The following is a 25,274-nucleotide window of genomic DNA, read 5'->3' as shown; positions in this document are numbered from 1 at the left end:
CTCCCGTTTAGGCAGGCCAGGCTATCGCCGCAGGGACCGCGAACGCAAGCGCCGAAGCGCACACGCGAGTCGCTAGAAGGTTACCGCGAGCCAGGATCCGGGATCGTTTCATCTCACCGTCAGCTTCGTTTCATTCGTCGTTTTTGCTTTTCCTCCGTCGCTCAACGCGCGGGCTGCGCCATGCCCGGCTCACCCCATACCGCCTCCGGGACCTCCGCGCCGGGCGCGAAGCGGCACACCATCGGGCGGAGCTCGACGGCCGGGCCGCTCGATCCGCCCGCAGCGACCGCCGGGCCCGCCGCGGCCCGGAACAACCACGCCTGGGCGAGATCGCCGGGGATGATCGCAGTGCGGGGCGCCCGCCCGATCGCTCGCGCCTCCCAGCCCGCAACACACGGCGCGGCAGGCGTACCGTGGAGCACCGTGGTGGAGGTCAGGAGCACCGTGACCTCGGGCGGGCTGGAGGGACCAGCGGCGTCCACGACGAGCACGGGGTGGCGTGTGCCCGGGAACAAGGCCGTGCTGCCGAGGAAGAGCGGCGCCTCCTGGCGCGCGGTCGCCGCGCGTTCGGCGGCAGAGCACGGGCGCGGCGCGTCTCCGAGGTCGAACGGCGTCGGCAGCGGCTGAGCGGGGCCGAGCGTGCCATCCCCGCGGAACGGCTGGAAGATCGACCACGCCGCCGCGTGCCCGGGGTGAGCGACCAGCGTCGCCACGCCGATCGACCGTCCAGCGTAGGTCCAGTCGGTGTGCACGATCCGATCGCGGTCCGCCGGCGGAGCGACCGAGACGGCGTCGATCGCCCATGCGGCGCCCGGGCCCGGCGCGGCGGACGCGCCGGCGGGAGGCGCCGGGCGGTGGGCGAGCAGCATCCCGATCATCGGGCCGTTCGACGCCTGCCGGACCATCCCCACGCCGACGGGCTGGCCGTCCGCCAGGACCGCATCGGTGCGCACGTCGAGGCTGCCGTGAAGGCCCGACGCGGGCCAGGACGGGAAGTCGAAGCGCTGGAGCTTCCCCGGCGGCTCGTAGAAGAACGTGAGCGCCGAGTGAGCGCTGCCGGAGTGCGGCCTGATGAAGAGCCCGCGCAGCGAGACCGACAGGAGCGCGGGATCGAAGAAGTCGTCGGGGGGCGGCGCGCGGCGCGAGGCCGCGCCTCCCGGGCCGGCCTGCGGCCGGGCGCCCGCGCGCGGCTTTCGCGCGGCGTCGGGGACGACCTTCACGTCGCCGAGCTCGAACGGGCCGGCGTCGGGGATCGTGCCGCGGCCCGAGGTGCCATCCATCCAGTTCTCCCAGGCGACCTCGACGTTGCGCATCGGGGCCCCCGGCGCCGCCGCGCCGCCCGGGATCCGCAGGCGCGCCACGGCGTAGCCCTCCATCTGGAAGGTGACGTTGGTCGCGACCCGCGCTCGCCCGAGCCCCGCCGGCACCGCGGGCAGCAGCGATCGCGTGACGACCCGCGCCTCCCCGGCGCCGGACTCGGGGAGCATCGCGGAGACGACGTCGACGGCGCCGCTCGGAGCGCGCGTGAGCAACGACCACACCGACCGGCCGCGCAGGAGCTCGTCGCCGTCGGGCAGGCCGAGGCCGCTCGAGTCGACATGGTCGACGCGCGTCCACTTCGAGGACGGCAGCGTCTCGCAGAGGATGGGCGTGCGCGCGGACGGCTGCGCGCGCGGGGCCGGCTCCGGCGCGCGCGGCAACGCGCCGCCGGCCTGGCCGCCCCAGCCGGCGCGGGTCGCCACGTCGCCGAAGAGGCAGCCGCTCCCACCGCATGCGATGGTGAGCTGGGCCTGGGAGGCCTCGCGCGAGAGCGCCGGCATCTCCGGGAGCTCCGCCCAGCTCACGCCGCCGTCGAGCGACTCCCAGAGCGCCGCGGCGTCATCGCCGCTGTCTCGCGCGCCCGGCGCGAGCGCGAGCACGCGCCGCCCGAAGCCGGCGAGCGCCGTGCTCTCCGCCGGCGGGGTCGTCGCCGTGAGCACCCGGCCGTCCTCGTCGGCGGTCAGGTACGTGAGCGAGCCGCGCTCCGAGAGCAGCAGGCCGACGGTGCCGTCTTCCGCCGGGCGCAGCGCGCTCTCCTCGACGACGTCGAACCCCTCCGGCGAGCGACCGTCGCCCGGCCCGCCTTCCTCGTCCTCGTCCTCGGCGCCGTCAGCCTGCGGGGCGGGCAGCGCGGCGGTCACGTCGAGCGGCCGCGGCGCGAAGGTCTCGCCCCCGTCGTGCGAGACGAACAGCGCGAGGCGGTCGTCCTTGCCGCGGAAGCCGAGGAAATACGCGGAGCGCCCGTCCGCCGAGAACGCGGGCAGCACGGCGGGCGTGCCGAGCGTGGGGGCCGCCGCGAGGGCGACCGCGGCGCGATCCTCGTCGTGGGCGCCGTCGTGGGACAGGAGGAGCGGCGCGGTCAGCTTGCAGCTGTCCGCGCCGCCGCTCGGCTTGCAGACGCCGGTCAGGAGCGCCGCGCCGTCGGGCGCCACCGCGACGCCGACCTGGTCGATGTCGGGCGTCTCCAGCGTGGCGGCCGGCGACCACGCGCCGCCGCCGTCGTCGCTGCGGAGCACCCGCGCCACGACGCGATCGCCGTCCGGCTCGGCGCACACCGCGACGACGCGCCGGCCGTTCGCGCCGAGCTTGATGCTCCCGCAGTCGCCCGTGCCCGGAATGGCCGCCTCCTTGAGCGGCCCCTCGATGGGGCCGCTCGCGAGGAGCCACGGCGCGCCGGCGTCTTCCGGGCGGACCGCCTCGACGTAGCGATCGCCGCTCATCGCGGCCCGTCCAACCGACACGGCGGAGGCGGACGGGGCGCGCGGGGTCGTCACGTCGAGCTCGACGTCGGCCGGCGGGAGCGTCGCCGCGCTGCGGGAGAACGCGGGCGTGCGCCGAGGATCCCAGGTCGCCGACGCGAGGAGCCCCTCGGCGAGGAGCTCGCCCCCGAGGGCGCCGACCCGCGAGAGGCCCATCGTCGGGAGCGGCGCGCGCGACCAGGTGGCCCCGCCGTCCTCGCTGGCGAACAGCGCCTCCGGCAGCGCGAGCACGAGCGCGCGGCCGCCGTCGACCATGGCGACACCGAAGGCGCGCGGCGGGGCCCCGCCCTGCCCCGCGGCGCCGTCGAGCAGCACCGGCTTCCAGCCGAGCTCCTCGCGCCACCGGAGCACCCCGCCGCCCCGGGTCACCCCGATCAGCGAGCCGCCGGCGCCCGCGACCTGCTGGAGCGGCTCGGGCGGAGAGAGCGCCCGCGTGAGCTGGCCGAGCGGCGAGGAGGCCTCGTAGATCGCGCCGCTCGCGCCGACGAACATCCAGGAGGCCGGCGAGCGCCGCACGATCGCGGTGAGCTCCTCGGGCGCAGGCGAGGCGCTCGTCCTACCCTGGCCGGCGCAGCGCGCGGCCTGCGCGGCGGGCCCGGCGGCGCTCGGCGGCGGCGCGGACGTCCGTGGATCGGGCGTCACCGTCCATCGCTGCCCTCCCTGGGCGACGACGACGCAGCCGGCGCCGGCGAACGGCGCCCACGCGACCGCGGCGTCGGGCGCCGCTGGATGGTAGCTCCAGCGCGCGGGCGAGGTGTAGGCCGCGCCCGCGACGTCCGCCGCCGGGAGGGTGGCCTCGGCGGGGCGGGGCGGCTGCGCCGGGGCGCCCGAGCAGCCCGCGAGCGCGCACGCCGACGCGAGCGCGATCGGCGCGCGGGTCCGCGACGGCGGCGCGGTCATTCGACCCAGCGGGCGACGAACAGGTTGGTCTCGCCAGGCTTCGCGCCGTACCGGTTCGAGGCGAAGACGACGTGCTCGCCGGTCGGAGAGAACATCGGGAAGCTGTCGAAGCCCTCGTAGAAGGTCACGCGCTCGACGGGCGGCACGCCGTCCGCCGCCAGGGGCGCGTCGGAGTCGACGAGGTAGAGGTCGAAGTTGGGCATGCCGCGGGCGCCCAGCGGGGTGCTGAAATCGGAGGCGAAGAGGATCCGCCGCGAGTCCGGGAGGAAGTAGGGCGCGAAGTTGGCGCGGCCGTTTTTCGTCACCGGGCGCGGGTTCTGCCCGTCGGCGCCCGCGACGAAGATCTCGAGCGCGCTGGGGCGCACGAGCCCCTTGGTGAGCAACGCGCGGTAGTCGTCGAGCGCCGGTCCGGTGGGGCGGCTCGCCCGCCAGACCAGCCTGGTCGCGTCGGGGGAGAAGAAGGCGCCGCCGTCGTAGCCGGGCGTGCTCGTGATGCGCTTGACGTCCGAGCCGTCGAGCTTCGCCGTGTAAAGGTCGATGTCCCCGTCCCGCGTGCTCGTGAACACGAGGCGCGAGCCGTCGAACGCGACGGTCGCCTCGGCGTCGTAGCCCTTGCCCTGGATGAGGGGGCGGAGCTCCGAGCCGTCGGCGTTCGCGGTGTAGATGTCGAACTCGTCGAGCGGCCAGACGTACCCCTGCGCGTGGTCGGGCTTCGGGGGGCACGCCTCGCCGGCGGCGTGCGTGGAGGCGAAGAGGACGCGCGCCTGGGCTGGGGCCGCGGGCGCGGGGAAGAGGAAGTAGCCGCAGGTGGTCTTGCCCTGGCCGTTCGAGACCCGGCGGACCTCGCCGCTCTCCAGGTCCATGATGTACTGCTGGTCGCACTTGTTCTCGTCGCGGGTCGACTGGAACACGAGCTTCCTGCCGTCGGGCGACCAGTAGGCCTCGGCGTTCTCGCCGCCGAAGGTGAGCTGCCGGAGCTCGGCGAAGTGCTTCTCGCGCGGATCGGCGGCGACGCTCTTGCCGGCGCGGATGCGGAAGGGAAGCCACTCCGGCTTCGCCGTGGTCGTCGCCTCCGGGATCTGACCGAGCGGCTCCTTCGGTCGGGGCTCCGAGGAGGCGCAGGCGGCGAGCAGCAGGCAGGCGAGCGGGGCGGGCAGCCTTCGTTTCATGGCGGCGCGACCATAGTACGAAAGCGGCGAGCCGTCGCGGGGAGGCGCACGCGACGGAAACCCGGCCCCGCTACTCCCGGAAGACGGTCACCGTCGTCGGCGTCGTATGGCCACCGCCAACGCAGTTGGGGAAGCTGCCGTCCGACGTCGGAGCGCCGCAGACATCGTCGCAGTCGCCGAGGACGTCGACGATGCAGCCCTGCGTGTCGACGCCCGTCCCGCCGCACACGCGGCTGATGAGCGTCGAGCCGGGCGACTTGCACGCGAACCGGCGCTGCTCCGGCGCGAAGAGGTCGCCGAAATAGGCCGCCTCCCGCCGAGGGAAGGCCTCCTGCTCCGCTTGATCCGAGTCAAGGGCATTGTGCTTGCCACGCATCGAGAGCGGCACGCTCTCCCCGACATGGTTGATCCTGGCCAGCATGCAGGCAGAGAGCCAACCCTGACAGCGCGCGTTGCACTGACCATGAGCTCGGCCCCACTCGGGGGAAAGACCGATGCTCCCCCCGAAGGTATAGGTCTCGCCGTCCAGCGAGACCTGCACGGATTGCCCCTCCGGGAGCGCGCAGCTCGCCACGTACGTCAAGAACTCGCGAGCCAGAGGATCGCGCAGCGCCCTCATGACATCGCTGCTGCTCGCGACTGCGTCGCTCGTCAGCGGGTTGCCCGTGAGCGCTTCCGTAGCAAGCGGGTCTGTCGCGAACGCACTCTCCACGAGCGCTTCCTTCGTGAACGCATTCCGCGTCACCATCTCTTGCTCCGCCGTGCCGCCGGCTGCCTCCAGGGGGTCAGCCTCGCCGCTACAGGCCGGGAGACCGACGCACGACAGGCCCAGGAACGAGATTGCGAGTTTGAAACGATGCTGCATAGCCCCCTCCTCACAAATGAAACACGCATCAGGAGTTTCCTCAACGACTTTTCCGGAGGAACCCTAAAATTCCGCGCCTGCGGTGACGTCGTGAGAACGGCGAGAAACCGGTCGTTCAGGCGCGCGCGTGGGCAACGCACGGCTCCTGGAAGAGCCGCGAGCAGGGAATCCCACGCGCGACGAAGCGCGAGTTCATGGAGCGTCTCTGTCGCCGAGCCAGCGCGCCGCGAGCGCGAGCGTCTCGCCGTTGTCGAGCGCAGACAGAAACCGATCCCGGTAGCGAGGATTCGAGATCTGCCCGGCACGGGACATCACGCTGCGGCGCGCCCGCGCGAGCGCGTCGAGCGCCTCGGCCTGCCGGCCGCTCGCGAAGAGCGCCTCGGCCCGCACGAGCCGGATCAGCGACTCGCCCTCCTCGACCGCGCCGAGCGACTCCAGGAGGGAGAGCGCGTCGCCGGAGAGGGCGAGCGCCTCCTCGGCGCAGCCCTTCCGGAGCAGGACCCGCGCGGAGAGCGCCCACGCCGCCGCGCGCATCGGCGGCGCGCTCCGCAGGAGCTCCGCGGCCGCGCGGGCCTCGGCCTCGGCGGCGCCGAGATCGCCGCCGAGCAGCGCCGCCTTCCCCAGGTAGGCGCGGGCGATCCCCTCGGCCCGCGGATCGCCCAGCCGCTGGAACGTCGCGATCGCCTCGGCCTGGACCCGCCGGGCCTCGTCGAGATTGCCGCGGGCGCTCATCACGTTGCCCAGGTTGGTGCGGGCGACCGCGGCCAGATCCGTGAGCTCCATCTGCTCCGCCGCGCGGAGCGCGGCGCGCAGCGCGGCCTCGGCCCCCTCGTAGTCCCCGAGCTCCATGGTGATGGCGCCCAGGTTCACCCGCAGCGAGCACGCGTTGCGGCGGTCGCCGCTCCGCTCGAACACCGCGAGCGCCTCCTCGATGCCGTCGAGGCAGGCGCCGAGATCGCCGGAGGTCATGGTGCGGATGGCGCGCGCCTCGTAGAGCCTGGCGAGCACCTCGACGTCGAGCGGCCGCTCCTCCTCCCCGCTGCGCTCGAGGGCCTCGATGATCCCGTCCGCCACCGCGTAGCGGCCGCCGAAGGCGAGCCAGTTGGCCCCCTCGACGAGGCAGATGTCCCTCCCGGTCAGCGCGCCCTCGCGGGGCGATGCGCCCCGCGCCGTCGCTACCCAGGACTCCACGCGATCGAAGGCCCCCTGCTTGCCAGCGGCCGTGACCACCCAGGTCACGGCGGAGTACCAGGACGGCGAGCCCGGCTCGAACAGCGCGACGGCGTCGAGCGCGCGCTGCTCGGCGACGGCGAAATCGCCACGCCACACGCGGGCCTCCGCGTCGACGAGGAGCAGCCCGCCCGCCCCTGCCTCGGTCGCGCCGCACGCGAGGCCGCGCTCGGCGTGGCGGATCGCGGCGAGGAGATCGTTGCCGCGCAGCGCCTGCTCCGCCGCGCGCCGGTACCACGCCGCCGCGCGCCCCGGCTCGGCGCCGCGCTCGAAGTGCTCCGCGAGCTCCGCCGCGTCGCCCTTCCCCTCCCCTTCGAGCCACTCGCCCACCAGCCGGTGGCCGAGCCGCCGGTCGTACTCCGTCAGCGCCCCGTACGCCGCCTCCCGCACAAGGCCGTGCCGGAAGCTGTACTCGGCGTCGTCCGCGCCCGCCTCGATCGGCGGGCCAGGCTCGGGCGCCCCGGCACGGCACGCCGGCGGGGCCTCGCGCCCGGGCCCGTCCCCGGGCCCCCCGCGCGCGGACGACATGGAGGAGAGGCTTTCACCAGGCGCGCCGCCCCGGCCAGGCGGCCGCCTCGGGACGATCACCTCGCGCTCGACGAGCTCGGCGAGCCGGACCGCCACCTCGGCGTCGGCGCCGCCGAGCAGCGCGGCGACGCCGGCGGGCCGGAAGCTCTGGCCGAAGACGCTCGCCGCCCGGAGGACGCGCCGCGCCTCGGGATCGAGCGCCTCCAGCCGCGCCTGCACCATCGCCAGCACCGTCTCCGGCAGCGCGGCCCCTCGCCCCTCGGCGGCAGCGCGGATCTGCTCCTCCAGGAAGAAGGCGTTGCCGTCGGCCCGCTCGACCAGCGTGCCGATGATCTCCTCCGTGACGGCGCCGCCGAGCGCCTGGCGCGCGAGCCGCTCGCTGGCGCGGCGCGAGAGCCCCGTGAGCTCGATCTCCTGGACGCCGCGGCCGGCCCACAGCTTCGGGAACACCTCGCGCACCTCGGGCCGGCCGAGCGCCAGCACCATGAGGGGCGCGTCGCGCAGGTTGCGGAGGGCGCTGTTGATCATGCCGACGGTGGGCAGGTCGCCCCAGTGCATGTCCTCGAGGACGAGCAGCACCGGCTGCGCCGCGCACTCGGCGCGCAGGAACTCCTCCCACGCGAGGTGCAGCTGATCGCCCATGAGCACGGAGCTCCGCCGCGCCGCCCTGAGCGCCTCGCTGGCCTCGTCCGGGAAGGGTGTCCCCACGAGCTCGCCGAGGAAGGGCGCGACGTGGGCGCCGCGCTCGCCGTGGCGATCGACGCGCTCGCGGATCCTGCGCTGCACCGCCGCGGCCGGCGCGCCGTCGGCGACGCCGAGCGCGCGGCGGAGCACCTGCGCCAGGAGGCCGAAGGCAGAGCCGGCGCTCATGGGGTCGCCGCGCGCGACCCAGACCGCCATGGGCTCGTCCCGCGCTCGGAGGCGCCGGAGCAGCTCGACGCGCAAGCGCGACTTGCCCATGCCGGCGGGGGCCGTCACCAGCACCGCGGACGGGGTCTGCTCCTCGATGCACTGGACGAACGTCGCCTCCAGGAGCGACAGCTCGCGGTCACGGCCCACGCATGGCGTCGGCTTGCCGAGGAGGCGCGGCACCGCCTCGAGGTCGTCGCACTCGCCGCGCAGGAGATGGCCCGCGTGATCCGACCCGACATCGAACCGCGCGCCGAGCAGGCCGGCCGTGACCTCGTCGATGCGGACCACGCCGAGCCGCGCCTCGTCGCCGGCGAGCAGCGCGGCGGCCTGATCGATGAGCTTGCCGATGGGCGAGCGGGCGGTGATCTCGGCGCGCCCCGAGACGAGCGCGACGGGCGCGCCGCCGAGCAGCACCTGCATCGCGAGCGCGCACCGCGCCGCCCGGGCGGCGAGATCGGTCGGCGCGACGAGGCCGGACAGCACCACGACGGGAGAGCGCGCCTCGATGATCTCGAGGCGGCCCTGGTGGCGCTCGGCCAGGGCGCTGAGCGCGCGCACGCGGAGCGCGTCCTCGCCCTCGGACCGGGTAGCGTCGCTGTCGAGCGCGCCGTCGCGGGCGACGAGGAGGCAGATCATCCGGCGCTCGCCGGTCGTCAGCTCGGGCGTGGGGCCGCCCATGGGCAGGGGGAGGCCGCGCCGCGAGGCCGGCGCGAGATCGCCGAGCGACCCGAGCTCGGCGGCCACGGCCGCGCCGTCGCGGGGGCGGTCGCGCGGGGCCTTGGCGAGCATGCGCGTCACGAGGTCGTCGAGCGCTGCCGGGACCTCGCCGCGGAGCTCCCGGAGCCGCGGCGGATCCTCGAGGAGGACCTTCACGAGCACGGAGAGGCCGTCGTTGCCGACGAACGGGGGCCGGCCGGTGAGGCAGCGGTAGAGGATGCAGCCGAGGGCGAAGACGTCGGCGCGGGCGTCGATGGCGACCTCGCCGCGCGCCTGCTCGGGGGCCATGTAGCCGGGGGTGCCGAGCATCACGCCGGGCATGGTGAGCTCCTGGCCTGCCTCCGCGACGCGCACGACGCCGAAGTCGAGCAGGGTGACCTCGTCGACGGAGCCGCCGACGAGCAGGAGGTTGCTCGGCTTGAGGTCGCGGTGGACGACGCCGAGCCGGTGGAGGGCGCCGAGCGTGGAGGCGACGCGCACGCCCAGCGAGAGGCTCTCGGGGACGGCGAGCGGCTCGCGGAGCAGGCGCTCGGCGAGGGTCTCGCCGGAGAGCCACTGCATGGCGAGGTAGAGCTCGCCCCCCTCGGTCGTGCCGTGGGCGACGTACCCGACGACCCCGGGGTGGCGGAGCGCGGCGAGCGCGTGAGCCTCCCGGCGGAAGCGGTGCGACTCCTGCGGGCCCGTGCGCTGGAGGATCTTCAGCGCGACCGGCTCGCCCGTGAGCCGATCACGGGCGCGGAAGATCTGCGCCATGCCGCCGGAGGTCGCGTGCCCTTCGATCTCGAAGCGGTCGGCGACGAGGTCACCAGCGCGCATCAGCGGTACCCCTGAGACGACTCAGAGAGCCGCAGCGCTCGCCTGTGGGGTGCTTCGGACGAGCTCATCGCAGTGACCGAGGATATCCAGAACTGCAGCGCTCCCCGTCAGCAAATTGTGCGGTAAGCAAGGCAACGTCAGGGACCGCGGCGCGGTGAGTTCGCGGCGAGGGCGGATCCGGGGTTGTGCGCCTCACCACATACGAACAGCGATGTGCCCGACGTCTGCCCGAGTCGATTGGCCCGACGCGTGTCCTCCGTCCTCGGCGCCGAGTCAACAGCGTCACCTCGTCGAGAAATCCATTCGAGTCACCGGACCGGATGGGGGTGTCCTCGTCGTCGTTCAGGAGGACCACCTTGCGGCCGTGATGGCGCGCGACGTGCTCGGACGGCTCTCTCGGTGAGCCACGGCAGTCTTCCTCCGAGATCTCTCCGAGGAGCATGTGCTCGTCGTGTCGCCGCTCATCCGGGAAGAGCGGTCGCTCTTCAGCAGCCGTTGATGCTGGCTGTCGAGGCGCTGCACCTCCGAAGCCCCGATCGCGCCCGTTCCCGGCGCCGCCGCAGCTCCGCGTGGCCCGCCGCGCACCGTCGATCTACCCTACCCGGGTGCGATCCCACGTTCTGGCCGGCTGCCTCGCGGTCCTGATCCCCGCGGCCGCGACGCTCGCGATCCCGCGCGCCGAGGCAGCGGACTTCGATCCGTCCGGCCGCGGCAAGCGGCCCAGGCCGAAGGCCCCGAAGCCCGGCGGCGGCAAGCCTGGCCCCGCGCGGCCGAAGCCCGCGAAGCCGCCGCAGGCCAAGCCGGAGCCGGCCGCGACCGGCGACGGGAAGCGGGGCGGCCCGTCGAGCGACGCGCTGATCGCGCGCTACACGGCCATCGTCATGAGCCAGCCGAGCGCGCCCTTCCCGCTCCAGCGCCTCGCCCAGCTCTACCGCGAGCGCGACGGGAACCTGAAGAAGCTCGTCGAGGAGTTCGAGCGCCGCGCCGCGCAGCCCGGGGCCGACGCCTGGGCCTCCAAGGTCGTGCTCGCCGGCGTCTACAAGCAGGACGGGCGCTACGACGACGCGATCAAGACCTACGAGGCCGCCATCGCGGACCGGCCCGGGGACCCGGCGGCGATGATGGCGCTCGCCCAGCTCGAGGCGGATCGCGGCGACAAGGCCCGCGCGCGCGCGCACTACGAGAAGGCGCTGCCGCTGCTCAAGGTCCCCGCGGACGTCGAGCAGACCCGGCGCACGCTGCTCGCGCTCTGCCTCGACCTCTCCGACTTCGAGGCGGCCAAGGCGCAGCACGACGCGCTCGTGAAGAACGCGCAGGGCTCGCTCTTCGTGAAGGCCGAGCTCGGGCGCGAGCTCTCGGCGCGCGGGCACCACGCGCGCGCCGAGGCCGAGTTCCGCGAGCTCGTGAAGGCCGCGGCCGGCGACAACCGGGCGCTCGCGCCGGCGCTGCGCGATCTCGGGCAGGCGCTCGCCAAGCAGAAGAAGATGGACGAGGCGCTCGCCGTGCTGAAGCGGGCGCTCGCCATCGCCGGCAGCGCCGCCGGGGTGCGGGCCGAGATCCTGCTCATCATGACCGACGCGTTCCGCGCCGAGGGCAAGCTCGCGGAGCTCATCGCGATCCTCGAGGCCGAGAAGGGGCAGGACTCCCAGCGGCTCGCGACCCTGGGCGCCCTGTACGAGGAGACCGGCGACGTCGACAAGGCGATCGGGATCTACAGGAAGGCCCTCGCGCTCGACGGCAAGCACATCGACACGCGGCTCCGGCTCGTCCACCTGCTCCAGACCGCCGGCGAGCTCGACGCCGCGATCCGCGAGTACGAGCTCCTGATCAAGGCGGCCCCGGGCAACGCGGACTTCGTCTTCGAGCTGTGCGAGACGCTCATCCAGCGGGGCGACCGGCCCAAGGCGCTCGCGCTGCTCACGCAGCTCGAGGGGCGCGTCGCGGACGAGGCCGAGACGCTCGCGGCCGTCGCCGATTTCTACGAGCGGGTGGAGGAGAAGGACCGGGCCCTCAAGGTGCTCCAGCGGCTCGCCGGGGCCGCGGGCGGCGATCCGAGCCACCTCGTCGACCTGGGGGACCGGTACTTCCAGGCCGGCGACAAGAAGAAGGCGCTGGAGACGTGGGCGCGCATCAAGCAGGTCGTGCCGAGCCGGGCGCGCGCCGCGGCCACACTCGGGGAGGTGTACCTCGACCACGACATGGTGGCGGAGGCGCTCGCCGCGCTCCGGGAGGCGGCGCAGCTCGAGCCCGCGAACAGCCGCTACAAGAAGGCGCTCGCGATCGCGCTGGAGCGCACCGCGAGCGCGCTCGGCAACGCGGGGCCGCGCTACGCGGAGGCGCGCGAGCTCTGGGAGCAGCTGCTCGCCGGGGCGGGCAACGACAAGCTGCTCGCGCGCGAGGCGCGCACCCACATCGTCAGCCTCTGGTCGCTCACCCACGAGCTGCCGAGCCGCGTCGCGCCGCTCGCCGCGCGCTTCAACGCGACCCCGCCCGACCTGGAGGCGGGGCGGCTGCTCGCGGAGGTGCAGCGCAAGCTGCACCGGCTGCCCGACGCCGAGGCCACGCTCCGGAGGCTGGTCCAGGCCGCGCCGGGCGACGAGGACTCGCTCCTCGCGCTGGAGCGCGTGCTCGTGCTCCAGCAGAACCTCCTCGGCGCGATCGACGTGCTGGCCAAGCTCGTCGAGGTGAACCCGAAGCGGGCCCGCGAGTTCTACCAGCGCATGGCGCAGTACGCCGCGGAGCTGTACCGCGACGACGACGCGATCCGGTACGCCGCGCGGGCCGTCGAGCTGTCGCCCGAGGACGCGAGCGGCCACCAGAAGCTCGGCGACATGTACCGCCGGCGGCAGGACTTCCCGCGCGCGATCGCCGAGTACCGGCAGGCGCTCGCGAAGAACGACCGGCTGTTCCCCGTGTACTTCGACCTCGCCGAGCTGCTGCTCACCGCGGGGCAGGCCGAGGAGGCCGACCGGCTCTTCCGCCGGGTGGTGCGGGCGTCGAACGACGAGGAGCTCGTCGCGCGCGCGGCGCGGATGTCGATGCAGGTGAACCTCGGCCGGGGCTCGCTCGAGGTGCTCGAGCGCGAGCTCCTGCCGGTCGCGGTCGGCAACCCGCAGAAGCCGCTCTACCGGCGGCTGCTCGTGGAGCTCTACGGCGCGATGACCTTCCCGCTGATGCAGAAGGTCCGCGGCGAGGGCCGCGCGGCGAGCGCGGCGGCGCGCGCGGAGCTGGCGAAGATCGGCGCCCGCGCCGTGAAGCCGCTGCTCGATGCGCTCGCGGACGAGAAGGAGTCGCAGCAGAAGGTCGCGATCGAGGTGCTGGCCTACGTCGAGAACAAGGGCGCCGGGCCGGCGCTCTACAACTTCGCGGTCGGCCAGGCCGACAAGGGCCTGCGCGCCCGCGCGATGATCGCGTGCGGCGCGCTGCGCGACCCGGCCATGCTGGAGCGCTACGAGCAGATGCTCGCGCCGCGCGACGCGGCGGCGAGCGTGCTGCCGAACGACGCGGTCGCGGTCGCCGCGACGTGGAGCGTGGCGCGGCTCGCCGCGGGCGGCGGTCGGCCGGCGGCGAAGGCGGTGGCGCTGCTCGCGCGGCTCCTGTCGTCGCCGGCGCCGGAGGTGCGGGCGCTCGCGGCGGTCGGCCTCGGGCTGACGCACGACCGCAAGCACGCCGCGGCCCTGTCCGCGGTCGCGAGGGCGCCCGAGGCCGGCTCCGTGCCGCGCGCCGCCGCGGTCCGCGCGCTGGGCGAGCTCGCGGGCGGCGGCGAGGGGCCCGCGCTGTTCATGTCGCTCGCCGACTCGAGCGAGCCGGAGCTCCGCCGCGCGGCGCTGTTCACGCTCGCGCGGCTCGACGGCGGCGGCAGCGCGGGACCCGGGGGCGCCGGCGAGGCCGAGGCGGTCGCCGCGGGCGGGGCCGCCCAGGCGATCGCGGCCGGCGCGTTCTCGTCGGACGAGGGGCTGCGCGCCGCGGCGGTGTCCGCGGCGGTCGCGCTCACGCGGCGCGCGTACCCGCGCACGCGCGAGCCGCTCCCGGTGCCGGACGGCGCGCTGACGGTGAAGGGCGTGCTCGCGGGGCTCGACCCCGATCCGCCGGGCCCGGAGGATCGCGCGGCCGCGCTCGTGGCGCTCGGCCCGGCGCTGCAGAAGGCCGCGGTCGCCGCGGTCGCGACGTCGCCCGAGCGGGCCCTGGTCGTCGCGGACGCGATCCTGTCGCGCGGCGCGGCCGTGTCGGGCGGGGCAGGCGGCGATCGCGGCGCCGGCGGGGGCGTCGCGGCGCTCGGGCTCGCGCCGTTCACGGACGGGCGCGCGGCGCTCGCACCGGAGCCGAGGCGGCAGGTGGAGGCCGCCGTCGAGGGGATCGCGGCGGCGGTCGTGAGCGGGTTCGTGGCGCTCGTGCGGCACCCGGCGATCGAGGTGCGCACGCGCGCGGTCGAGCTGCTCGCGACCCGGCCCGAGCCGGAGGCGCAGGCCGCGGTGGTCGACGCGCTCGGCGATCCCGAGGAGAGCGTGCGGCGCGCGGCGCTCTCGGCGCTCGGCGCGGTCCGGCACGGGCCGACGATCGCGGCCGTCTCGGAGCTCCTGCGGACCTCGTCGAGCTGGCCGCTGCGCGTGCGCGCGGCGGAGGCGCTGGGCCGGCTCGGCGCGCCGGGCGGGGGCGCGGGCGGCGGCAGGCCCGGTCAGGTCGCCGAGACGCTCGGCGAGGCGGCCCGCGCCGACGCGTACGCCCTGGTGCGCGAGGCGGCGGCCCGCGCCCTGGCCTCCGCGGACCGCGCGGCGGCGGCGCCGGTGCTCCGGCAGCTCGCGGCGAGCGATCCCGAGCCGCGCGTCCGCCAGACCGCGGCCGAGCTGATGCGGAGCGCCGCGCCTTGAGCCGCGCCGCTCCGCCCGGGCCGCGGCGCCGCGCGCTGCGGCTCGCGCCGCTCGCCCTCGCCGGCGCGATGAGCGCCGGCGGGGCGGCCGGCTGCGACGACCTGAGCCGGTTCTCGACGGTCGACGGGGAGGCGTACTGCGGCGCGATCACGCTGGGCGGCGCGTTCCGCGCCGGCCTGAGCCCGCGGGTGCAGATGCGGCTCACGCTCGACGCCGACGCGCTCGACGGGGCGGAGCCGCCGGGCGCGCTGTGGACCTACGAGGCGCCCGACGGGGCCTCGGCCGAGCGGCGCCTCCTCGACGGCGCGCCGCTGCGGCCGATCGGCGCGCTCGCCCACGATCCGCTGTCGCGGCTGGAGTTCGGGGAGGGCCGGGAGCGCAACGCGATCTACGCGGTCGACGCGTCGGAGCCGGGGGCGGAGCCGCTGCTCGCGGTGCTGTCGCTGCGCACGGACGCGTCGGTCGAGGTCCGCCTGCTCCGGCCTGGCCGGGCGCCGCTCGCGTCGGGCGAGGCGGCGGCGGCGGGGCAGCGGCAGGTGTTTGGCAATTTCAGGCTGACGCGACAGACAGGGACATGCGGGTTCTAGGGATCGAGACATCGTGTGATGAGACGGCGGCGGCGGTGGTCACCGAGGGCGGCGACGTCCTCTCCGACGTCGTGCGCAGCCAGGTGGCGCTGCACGCGCCTTACGGGGGCGTCGTGCCCGAGGTCGCGGCGCGCGATCACGCGCGCGCGGTGGTCCCGGTGGTGCGCGAGGCGCTCTCGCGCGCGGGCGTCTCGGCGGCGGATCTCGACGGCATCGCGGTGACGTCGCGGCCGGGGCTCGCCGGGGCGCTGCTCGTCGGCCTGCAGGCCGCGAAGGGGCTCGCGTGGGCCGCGGGCAAGCCGCTCGTGGGCGTCGATCACCTCGTGGGGCACCTGCTCGCGGTGTTCCTGCGGCGGGGCGGCGCGCCGCCCTCCGACGAGCGCGAGCGGCCGTCGTTCCCGTACGTGGCGCTGCTCGCCTCGGGCGGGCACACGGCGATCTACCGGGTGGATGGCCCGGCGATCGGCGCGATCCGGGAGCTCGGCGCGACGCGCGACGACGCGGCGGGCGAGGCGTTCGACAAGGTGGCGAAGCTGCTCGGCCTCGGCTATCCGGGCGGGCCGGTGGTCGATCGGCTCGCGGCCGGGGGCGACGCGGCGGCCGCGGCGGACGCGGTGCCGGCGCTGATGGCGCGCAAGGAGTCGCTGGAGTTCAGCTTCTCGGGCATCAAGAGCTCGGTCGCGCGGCACGTGGCGAAGCGGGGGCGGCCGGAGGGGCAGGCGCTCCGCGACCTGTGCGCGGCGTTCCAGGGGGCGGTGGTCGACGCGCTCGTGCAGAAGACCGTGCGGGCCGCGCGGGCCGAGGGGATCGGGCGGGTGGTCCTCGGCGGTGGGGTCGCGGCGAACCAGGGGCTCCGCGCGACGATGGCCGCGGCGTGCGAGCGGCGGGGCCTCGCGCTGTTCGTGCCGCCCCTCGCGAGCTGCACGGACAACGGGGCGATGATCGCGTATGCGGGCGCGCTGCGGCTCGCGGCCGGGGAGCGGGACACGCTGGATCTCGCGCCGGAGACGAGGACGGCGCTGCCGCGGGTGACCCGCAAGGGCGGTGGCGCGAGGTGATCGGGACAGGCCGGTAGCGTGAGCGCTGCGGGGAGCGGAGGGGGCGCGGGGCGCCTGTGTGTGGGGACATGGTGCCCGATGGCGGAGGATGAAGTAATGGCTCGTGCTAGGGATTACCTCGGACTTGTACGCTGCGGCGAGCCGTGGTCTGATGCGTTCTCAGGATTCAGGCCGGCCCGCGCTCGCCGTTCTTCCGGCCGCGCGGGACAGGACAGGGCGGGATAGCCTGCCCGGCGGGGCGCGAGGATTGTAAGCCATGCAGGTTGTTCTACCGATAGTGCTCGGGTTGATCGCGGTGGCGTGCGGCGCGGGCGCCGTGTTCCTGTTGATGCAGGCCACGCAGCTGAAGCGGCAGCTCCAGGACGCGAACCAGCATATCGAGGCGCTCCGGCAGGCCAAGGGCCAGCTGGATCAGCTGCGGGCGCAGTACGGGCAGCTCCAGCAGGCGCTCGAGATCTCGCGGGGCGAGGACCGGCAGAAGGTCGACTGGCTCGACGCCCAGCAGAAGGAGATCGACTGGTACAAGAGCGAGCTCGAGAGCCGGCCGAAGATCACGCAGAAGCGGTACAAGATCCTGACGCTCGGCATCAAGTGGACCGGCAAGACGTCGCTCACGCTCAAGTGGGCGAATCCCCTCGTGGATCTGGGCACGCTGCAGGGGACGAAGATCGAGCGTTACGAGCGGACCGTCAGCCACGTCCTCACGAAAGAGGTGTTGACGGAGCACGTGTTCGAGATCGGCGACTGGGGCGGCGAGCACATCGTGGATGCGCAGCAGGAGCTCATCATGGAGGAGATCCATGGGCTCTTGATGGTCGTGGATCTGGCGGGCAAGGACGGTCAGAAGATCGAGCCGTCGCGGATCCAGGAGCAGCTCCGGGAGTTTCAGCCCCAGTCGCTGCAGTTCTTCTTCAGCCCGAAGACGCTGGCCTCGTGCAAGGCGGTCGTGCTCTTCATCAACAAGTCCGATGTCCTGTCCGGGACGCCGGCCGATGTGGAGCGGGAGGCGCGCGGGTATTACAAGACGCTCATCGACAGCCTGGAGCGGTACAAGAACAACATCGACATTCGCGTGCTCGTCGGGTCGGCGAGCTACGGGCACAGCACGCATCACCTGTTCTCGCACTTCGTGGAGAAGATCCTCCCGAAGAACGCGTATGATCCGCAGCTCTTGCAGCGGATGAAGCAGGACATCAGCGGGCATTCGGCGCTGTCGCGGACCGCGGCGCTCCCTGCCCCGCCGGTGCCGCAGCAGGTCAGGCCCAATGTACGGTAGCGAGGGCGCGTCGGGGTATGTGATCCCGCGGTACCGCGCGCCGGCGGACGCGGCGTGGTATCACGTGCTGCACGGGAACATCCCGGGGCACCAGATCGACTTCATGTACTGCCCGGAGGTGCCGCAAGGGCCCCTCACGACGACGCAGTTCAGCCACCTTGCGCGGCTGATGAAGTACATCGAGCCTGCGACGGGGTCGACGCACGCGTTCGCGATTGGCAATCTGTCGAGGGATGACACGCAGCACGAGCCTGGCCACGGGGCGGTGGGGCTCATCTTCGGCTTCCGGATCGGCGGGGCGGTCGACCACGCCGGGCGGGGGAACCCGCCGTTCGCGCACGGCATCGTCGCGGTGGATCGGGACCTCGGGTATGCGACGCTGCTGGAGGCGTCGGCGACGTTTTACCGGCACGTGATGAACGCGACGGAGCTGAACTCGTCGGCGGGCATGTTCTACCGCGAGTACGTGAGTGCGGTGCGGGAGGCGCCGGAGCGGGTGGCGCACGTGCTGGAGCGGTATGTCGAGGAGTTCGGCGATCTGCCGTATCTCCGGCGGAGCGGCGCGACGTGGGACTGGGTGGCCGACGAGGGGGCGCAGCCGAAGCGGGTGGTGATCGTCCACAAGCCGGATGAGCCCTTCGGGTCGATCGCGCTCGCGGCGGCGAAGATCGCGACGGTGCTGTACCGGTCGAACATCAAGTGGACGTCGATCACGAGCGGGCGGGAGGCGGATATCCCGGGCGGGGTATCGGTGCGGTTCGTGCGGGAGCGGGACGTCACGATGGAGGACCGGCACGGGGTGCTGCTCCGGATCGAGGAGGTCTCGGAGGACGAGGGGGAGATCGCGCGGGGGATGTTCGGGGCGCGGCCGCTGGCCGAGGTGGAGGAGAAGCCGCAGTTCGGCGGCGGATGGCGCGAGCGGTTCGCGGCGCAGCAGGGCGGGACGGCGCCGGTGGGCGTGGCGGGCGCGATGCCGGGGGTGGCGCTGCAGGAGCGACGGGTGCCGGGGTCGATGCCGCCGTCGCAGAAGGGTGTGGGGGCGGGGCCGGCGGGGCCGGCGTCGCAGCAGGTTGGGCCGAAGGGGACGCTGGTCATCGACTCGGAGAAGCTGCTGGGGAGCGCGGCGCTGGCGGCGGGGGTCGAGGCCGGAGGCACGGGGCCCGTGCGGATGGGACAGGCGGCGGCGGGGAATGCCGTGCCGGCGCAGGCGGCGGGCGGCGTTGCGGGGCGGGCGGCGAGCGGCGGGGCGTGGAGCGCGCCGGCGGGGCCGATGCCGGCCGCCGGCTTGGAAGAGCGCGACGAGATCCCGGTCATTGTGGAGAAGCCGGCGTCGTCGCGGACGTGGATCTGGGCGGTCGCGGGGCTCGGCTTCGTTGCCGTGGCGGGCATGGTCGCGGTGCTGGTATCGCAGGGGACGCCCGGGGGCGGGACGGCGACGCCGGAAGCGACGGGGCCGGGCGTGGCGGCGCCCGCGGGGAGCGCGGCGGCGCCAAGGCCGAGCGCCGAGGCCGGCGCGACGTCGACGGCGGCGACAGGCTCGCCCGCCACGACCGCGCTGCCATCGCCGTGGGCGCCGCCGGATGTAACGGCGAAGCCGCAGGCGGATGTGCCTCCGCCGAAGACGCAGCCATCCGGGCGGACAAGGAACACCAAGGCAGGTGGGGCCGCGCCGGGGCGCTTGGACCCGAAGCCCAGAGGGGGTAAGGTGCCGCCGTCGAACGCTGCTGTGCCGCCTCTCCCCGAAGGGAAGCCCGAGTTTTGATGACTCCGACGATGAGGAAGCGACCGCTGCTGTGGAGCTTTGGCGTGGCCGTGGCGTTGATGACGCAGGCGGCGGGCGCGCAGCAGCCAGCCACCGCGGCCGCCGCCGGCGAGACCGACGCGCTGACGGACAAGGCGCGACAGCTCTACGAAGAGGGGAGACAGGCGGCGGCGGCGGGGAAATGGGCCGATGCGCACGCGTCGTTCCTCGCGGCGTGGGCGATCAAGCCACATTACCAGATCGCGTCGAATCTGGGGGTCGCGTGCCTCAAGCTGGGCAAGCACCGCGACGCAGCAGAGTACCTGACGCGGTATCTGCGCGAGGCGCCGGCCACCAAGGTGAACGAGCGGCAGAACGCCGAGGCGTCGCTGAAGGAGGCGCTCGCGAAGGTCGCCTCCGTGACGGTGCAGGTGACGCCGGCAGGGGCGGAGGTGACGGTCGACGGGGCGGTGGTGGGCAAGGCGCCGCTTCCGGATCGGGTGTTCTTGGCACCGGGCGAGCACGAGATCGGGGCGAAGCTCGATGGGTACGCGCCTGCGACGCGTCCCGTCGCGGCGGTGGCGGGCCGTGCGGAGACGGTGACGGTGCAGCTGGAGCGGGCGCCGGTCGCTGGCGTGGGAGCGCGTCCTTTCGTGGTGGAGCCGGTGGCGCCGGTGGCGCCGCGCAATGAACTGCGGACGCCGTTGCTCGTTGCGGGCGGGGTCGTGGCGGGCGCCGGCATCGTCACGGGCGTGGTCTTCGCGGTGCTCGCCGGCAATCGAGCCGATCACGCGGAAGAGGTCAGGAACGAGCTGAAAACCCGATGGGGCGACGAGAAGAGATGCCCCGAGGGGGACGTTCCCAGGTGTAGCGACCTCAAAGACGCAGTGTACGACGAGATCGACCTGGGCAACGTCGCATTCTGGAGTCTCGTGGCGGGGGGAACGGTCGGGGTGGGCACGCTGGTCTACGGGCTGGTGACGATGAACGCTGAGCCGCAGAAGACGGTCCCGGGCACACACGTGGCGCCGCTCCTCGGACCGGGCACTGCCGGGCTTTCGTTCAGCGGAAGGTTTTGAGCTTACGTACTTCGAAGGGAGAAGGCCGTACTATGCGTCGTCGCGCCCATCTTGCTGCTGCGATCTTCCTGGGGACGATGGCCATGGGAGCGATAGGGCCTCAATGCGGCCACCCCCCGTGCCTTGACTTGAGTGGTGAGCTGCTGGATGACTGCCAGTCGGACGGAACGGCAGGAGGGCCGCCGGATCCGCCGCCGCAGTGTGTGCCAGGAGAGGGCGAAGGGTGGAAGGCCGACGCGTTGTGTGGTGGGATCTTCGTGAGGCTCGACGGAGACGATGACAACGCCGGGACGCCGGACGCGCCGGTGAAGTCGCTGGGGAGAGCCATCGCCCTCGCGACCGCCCTCCCCGATGCCACGAAGAAGAACGTGTATGCGTGCGCCGAGACGTTCGAAGAGAAGGTCGAGATCCAGGCAGCTGTGACGCTGTTTGGTGGACTCGACTGCGCGAACGGCTGGGGATGGATAGGCGATCAGAAGCGGACGACGCTGACGGCCGAGGCCGGGACCATCCCTCTCACGATGCATGGGGGCGGATCAGTTCGGATGGAGGACGTGCATGTCCTTGCTGAATCGGTTCTGACATCCGGAGCGTCGTCGATCGCGGCCGTGGCCGATGGTGTCACGGTCTCGCTGGCGCGCTGCACGATTGAGGCAAGTGATGCTGCACCTGGCGCCGATCAACGCCAGGACACGAACAGCGCGACGCGCGGTGGCGATGGGAACCCAGGTGAAGGTGGGTGTACGGCTGCTGTTATCCCCGGCGGCGCCGAGCCGGTCAACAACTGCGAAGATGGGGGCGAGGTCTCCATCGGGGGCGCCGGCGGAGTAGGACAGCCGAACAACGGTGTCATCGGCAGTGATGGCACACCGGGTGGCTCGGCCAATGGCGGAGCCGGGCAGACGGCAGGAGGAACACTCTGCCGCCCCGGCGACGCTGGCGCAAATGGCACGCCCGGCGAGCCAGGCACCGGGGCCACGGCTCTCGGTACCCTCACACAAGGTGGCTACACCGGCCTATCCGGCGTTTCCGGCATGCCCGGAATCACGGCGCAAGGTGGCGGCGGCGGTGGCGGCGCTCGCGGTGTTCCCAACACTCCCAACCCCGGGCGTTCCTGTCCTGACCCCGACGCCAAAGGAGTTGGCGGCGCCAGCGGCGGCTCGGGCGGCGCGGGCGGCTGCGGTGGCAAGGGCGGCCTCGGGGGTTCCGCCGGCGGCGCGAGCATCGCGCTCATCAGCCTCGACGCCACCCTCCAGTTCCACGATGTCACCCTGAAGACAGGCCGCGGAGGCAAGGGCGGCGACGGCGCTCCAGGGCAGCGCGGCGGCGATGGCGGCGCCGGCGGCCCGGGCGGCAAGGCACTATCGGACTCCTCCGGCCTTAACGACGCCTGCGACGGGGGCCGCGGCGGTCAGGGTGGTCCGGGCGGTCGCGGCGGCGGCGGCCGCGGCGGTCACTCCATCGGCATCGCCTTTCGCGGCACACCGCCGCCCATGGACGCGAACGACCTCCATTTCGAGCTCGGCGAGCCCGGCCTCGGCGGCGAGGGAGACGGGAGCAACGGCGACGGCGCCTCCGGAGCCAAGGAGTCGACGCTCGATTTCGCCTCCCCGTGACGCCACCGTGCCCCGCGGTTGCCTGGTCTCGTGAACTCGCCGGCTCGCGTTCTTTCCCCGAGGACAATCCGTGAGTAAGAGTGCGGCGATGAACCACCGTTCTGCAGCGGCCAGCCTGCTCCTCGTCGGCCTGCTCTGCACGTCGCCTGCGGCGGCGCAGGACGGTCCTGTGTCGGCGCAGAGCAAAGCAGCCGCTGTCGCGCTCGCTGAGCTGGGATGGGCTCACTACGAGGCTGACCGGTACACCGAGGCGCTTCAGGCGTTTCGTGACGCGGAGGCGAAAGCGCACGCGCCCCCGTTCCTGCTCATGGTGGCGCGCTGTTACGTCAAGCTCGGCCGCTTTCTCGAGGCGCGCGATGTATATCGGCTCGTCGTGGACGAAAAGCTTGCGCGCGCCGCTCCACCCGCATTCGCCGACGCGAAAGCCAGCGCAACGCAGGACCTGGCCGAGCTAGAAGCGCGCACCCCGACCGTGGAAGTCAACGTCACGGGTACCGTTCCTGCCGGGCTGGAGATAACGCTCGATGGCCTGCCCATCCAGGGTTCTACCCCGGTGCAGCGCGATCCAGGCGCTCACACCTTGGTCGTTCGCTCGCCTGGGCGCCGCCCCTTGACCCGGGCCGTCCAGCTGGCCGAGGGATCGAGAGAACGCGTCAAGCTTGATCAGGCCGCGATCGATGCGCTGCCGGCCGTTGAGCAACCGGCAGCCGAACGCATGCCATCCTCAAGCGTGACTGAGCGCGCTGCCCCATCGATCTCCTCGGCACTGATAACGCCGCGAGATGACGTCCGGACGGCGGTGCTCGTCGGAGGCGGGATTGCGGCTGGCGCTGGCGTCGCGGCGGGCGCGATACTCACGGTGATGGCCAACGCGCGGGCGAGCGAGGCAGAGCACAAGAAGGATGCGTTGCTGGCCAACGGGTACAGCGAATCTTCCTGTCGTGGCATGAGCCAGACCGGCTGCAATGGCCTCAGGGATACGGTATATGCCAAGGTTGATCTCAGCAACGCGGCGTTCTGGAGCTTCGTGGCAGGCGGGGCGTTCGGGGCTGGCACGCTTGTGTATGGGCTCGTGACGAGGAAGCCGATTGAGGTGGCGCCAGGCGTGCGGGCAGCGCCGCTCCTGGGGCCGAGCGTCGCCGGACTCTCGCTCACCGGACAGCTCTGATCTCGCATTCCTGGACAGGAGGAGTTTGCACTATGCGTCGCCGCGCTCGTGTCGCCTCGGTGCTCTTTCTAGCGACGATGGCCGTGGCCGCCGGCGAGGCCGGGTGCGACTGGCCGTTCTCTCGTCCTCAGGAGGCCGACGAAGCGGGCTCCCAAGGAGAGGACACCACCGGCTGCGCGGACATCCTCGGCTGCCACGGGAGCGAGGGAGAAGGCGGAGCCGGAGGACAGCCGCGACCGCCGCCGCAGTGCGTGCCAGAAGAGGGCGAAGGGTGGAAGGCCGACGCGTTGTGTGGTGGTATCTTCGTGAGGCTCGACGGAGACGATGAGAACGCCGGGACGCCGGACGCGCCGGTGAAGTCGCTGAGGAAAGCCATCGCCCTCGCGACCGCCCTCCCCGATGCCACGAAGAAGAACGTGTATGCGTGCGCCGAGACGTTCGAAGAGAAGGTCGAGATCCGGACAGCTGTGACGCTGTTTGGTGGACTCGACTGCGAGAACGGCTGGGGATGGATAGGCGAGCAGACTCGAACGACGCTGACGGCCGATCCTGGAGCCATCCCGCTCACCATGCATGGGGGAGGAGAAGTTCGGATGGAGGACGTCGATGTCGTTGCGGCCCCCATTCCCCCGGAGGATCCGGCGATGTTCGGAGCGTCGTCCATCGCGGCGATGGCCGATGGTGTCACGGTCTCGCTGGCGCGCTGCACGATTGAGGCAAGTGATGCTGCGCCTGGCGCCGATCAACGCCAGGACACGAACAGCGCGACGCGCGGTGACGATGGGAACCCAGGTGAAGGTGGGTGTACGGCTGCTGTTATCTCCGGCGGCGCCGAGCCGGTCAACAACTGCGAAGATGGGGGCGAGGTCTCCATCGGCGGCGCCGGCGGAGTAGGACAGCCGAACAGCGGTGGCTACGGCGGAGATGGCACACCGGGTGACTCGGCCAATGGCGGAGCCGGGCAGCCGGCAGGGGGAACTCTCTGCGCCCCCGGCAAGGCCGGCGCAGATGGCATGCCCGGCGAGCCAGGCCGCGGGGCCACGGCTCTCGGCACCCTCTTACGAGGTGGCTACGACGGCGCAGGCGGCCTGCCCGGCCTGCCCGGAACCAAGGCGCAGGGTGGCGGCGGCGGTGGCGGCGCCCGCGGTGTTCCCAACACTCCCAGCCCCGGGCGTTCCTGCCCTGACCCCAGTGCCAAGGGAGTCGGCGGCGCCAGCGGCGGCTCGGGCGGCGCGGGCGGCTGCGGTGGCAAGGGCGGCCTCGGGGGCGGCGCGGGCGGCGCGAGCATCGCGCTCATCAGCCTCGACGCCACCCTCCAGTTCCACGATGTCACCCTGAAGACAGGCCGCGGAGGCAAGGGCGGCGACGGCGCTCCAGGGCAGCGCGGCGGCGATGGCGGCGCCGGCGGCCCGGGCGGCAAGGCACTATCGGACTCCTCCGGCCTTAACGACGCCTGCGACGGGGGCCGCGGCGGTCAGGGCGGTCAGGGCGGCCGCGGCGGCGGCGGCCGCGGCGGTCACTCCATCGGCATCGCCTTTCGCGGCACGCCGCCGCCCATGGACGCGAACGACCTCCATTTCGAGCTCGGCGAGCCCGGCCTCGGCGGCGAGGGAGACGGGAACGACGGCGACGGCGCCCCCGGAGCCAAGGCGCCGACGCTCGATTTCGCCTCCCCGTGACGCCATGGCCCCATCGATGGCCCCTCGTGCGTCTCGCGCTCCCCCGATGGCCCCGCGGTCACGCCAGCGGCGTCGCTCGGCGCGGCCCGCTTCCCGAGGTGTCATCGCTCCACTGAGAGGAGCACAGACACGCTGTCAGCACCCCTGACCTCAGCATCAGCCGCGCGCCGGAGCTTCCGTCCGCCATGCCCGCATCGGGAGAATCCCGGTCGCCACCGCATCGCCGCCTGCCCCGCGCCTCCCTCCGCCAGCCGCCGCCACCCGATC

At 73.6% G+C, this 25,274-nt stretch carries 13 protein-coding genes; 9 read left to right on the top strand and 4 right to left on the bottom strand.

What is annotated here, in order from left to right:
• Nucleotides 1-161: 161 nt before the first annotated feature.
• The 4 genes from WMF27_RS08205 to WMF27_RS08190 form a co-directional block, all read right to left on the bottom strand.
• Complete coding sequence (locus WMF27_RS08205) at nt 162-3,698, bottom strand: hypothetical protein (RefSeq protein WP_437769471.1); 3,537 nt, start codon at nt 3,696-3,698, stop codon at nt 162-164.
• Nucleotides 3,695-4,867 (bottom strand): hypothetical protein, encoded by a 1,173-nt coding sequence (locus WMF27_RS08200; RefSeq protein ID WP_437769472.1) that lies wholly within the window; start codon nt 4,865-4,867, stop codon nt 3,695-3,697. Before WMF27_RS08200 ends, WMF27_RS08205 begins: the two co-directional genes overlap by 4 nt.
• 70 nt (nt 4,868-4,937) lie before the next feature.
• Nucleotides 4,938-5,615, bottom strand: a complete 678-nt coding sequence (locus tag WMF27_RS08195) for a hypothetical protein (protein WP_437769473.1) — start codon at nt 5,613-5,615, stop codon at nt 4,938-4,940.
• Nucleotides 5,616-5,924: 309 nt separating this feature from the next.
• A complete protein-coding gene (locus tag WMF27_RS08190; RefSeq protein WP_437769474.1) occupies nt 5,925-9,935 on the bottom strand; it encodes a serine/threonine-protein kinase in 4,011 nt (1,336 codons plus the stop codon).
• 605 nt (nt 9,936-10,540) lie between these two features.
• On the opposite strand from WMF27_RS08190, the gene WMF27_RS08185 reads away from it, so the two are divergent.
• From WMF27_RS08185 to WMF27_RS08145, 9 genes are all read left to right on the top strand, one after another.
• Entirely contained in the window at nt 10,541-14,803 is a 4,263-nt protein-coding gene (locus WMF27_RS08185) for a HEAT repeat domain-containing protein (RefSeq protein ID WP_437769475.1), read from the top strand.
• Nucleotides 14,800-15,390 (top strand): hypothetical protein, encoded by a 591-nt coding sequence (locus WMF27_RS08180; RefSeq protein ID WP_437769476.1) that lies wholly within the window; start codon nt 14,800-14,802, stop codon nt 15,388-15,390. Before WMF27_RS08185 ends, WMF27_RS08180 begins: the two co-directional genes overlap by 4 nt.
• Nucleotides 15,378-16,448, top strand: a complete 1,071-nt coding sequence (gene tsaD / locus WMF27_RS08175; RefSeq protein WP_437769477.1) for a tRNA (adenosine(37)-N6)-threonylcarbamoyltransferase complex transferase subunit TsaD — start codon at nt 15,378-15,380, stop codon at nt 16,446-16,448. The genes WMF27_RS08180 and tsaD overlap by 13 nt, the downstream gene beginning before the upstream one ends.
• A 256-nt stretch (nt 16,449-16,704) precedes the next feature.
• Nucleotides 16,705-17,724, top strand: a complete 1,020-nt coding sequence (locus WMF27_RS08170) for a hypothetical protein (protein WP_437769478.1) — start codon at nt 16,705-16,707, stop codon at nt 17,722-17,724.
• Nucleotides 17,714-19,486: a hypothetical protein gene (locus WMF27_RS08165; protein WP_437769479.1), complete on the top strand. Its 1,773-nt coding sequence runs from the start codon at nt 17,714-17,716 to the stop codon at nt 19,484-19,486. The genes WMF27_RS08170 and WMF27_RS08165 overlap by 11 nt, the downstream gene beginning before the upstream one ends.
• Nucleotides 19,487-19,497: 11 nt before the next feature.
• A complete protein-coding gene (locus WMF27_RS08160; protein WP_437769480.1) occupies nt 19,498-20,544 on the top strand; it encodes a PEGA domain-containing protein in 1,047 nt (348 codons plus the stop codon).
• Nucleotides 20,545-20,801: 257 nt separating this feature from the next.
• Nucleotides 20,802-22,160 (top strand): PGRS family protein, encoded by a 1,359-nt coding sequence (locus tag WMF27_RS08155; RefSeq protein ID WP_437769481.1) that lies wholly within the window; start codon nt 20,802-20,804, stop codon nt 22,158-22,160.
• A gap of 88 nt (nt 22,161-22,248) precedes the next feature.
• Nucleotides 22,249-23,328: a tetratricopeptide repeat protein gene (locus WMF27_RS08150; RefSeq protein WP_437769482.1), complete on the top strand. Its 1,080-nt coding sequence runs from the start codon at nt 22,249-22,251 to the stop codon at nt 23,326-23,328.
• Nucleotides 23,329-23,360: 32 nt separating this feature from the next.
• Nucleotides 23,361-25,007, top strand: coding sequence for a hypothetical protein (locus WMF27_RS08145; RefSeq protein ID WP_437769483.1), 1,647 nt, complete (start codon nt 23,361-23,363; stop codon nt 25,005-25,007).
• Nucleotides 25,008-25,274: the final 267 nt, after the last annotated feature.

It is taken from the genome of Sorangium sp. So ce281 (assembly GCF_051527395.1).
GTDB lineage: Bacteria > Myxococcota_A > Polyangia > Polyangiales > Polyangiaceae > Sorangium > Sorangium cellulosum_B.
The sequence above is the reverse complement of the archived record's forward strand: the minus strand, read 5'-3'. Positions and strand labels throughout refer to the sequence as shown.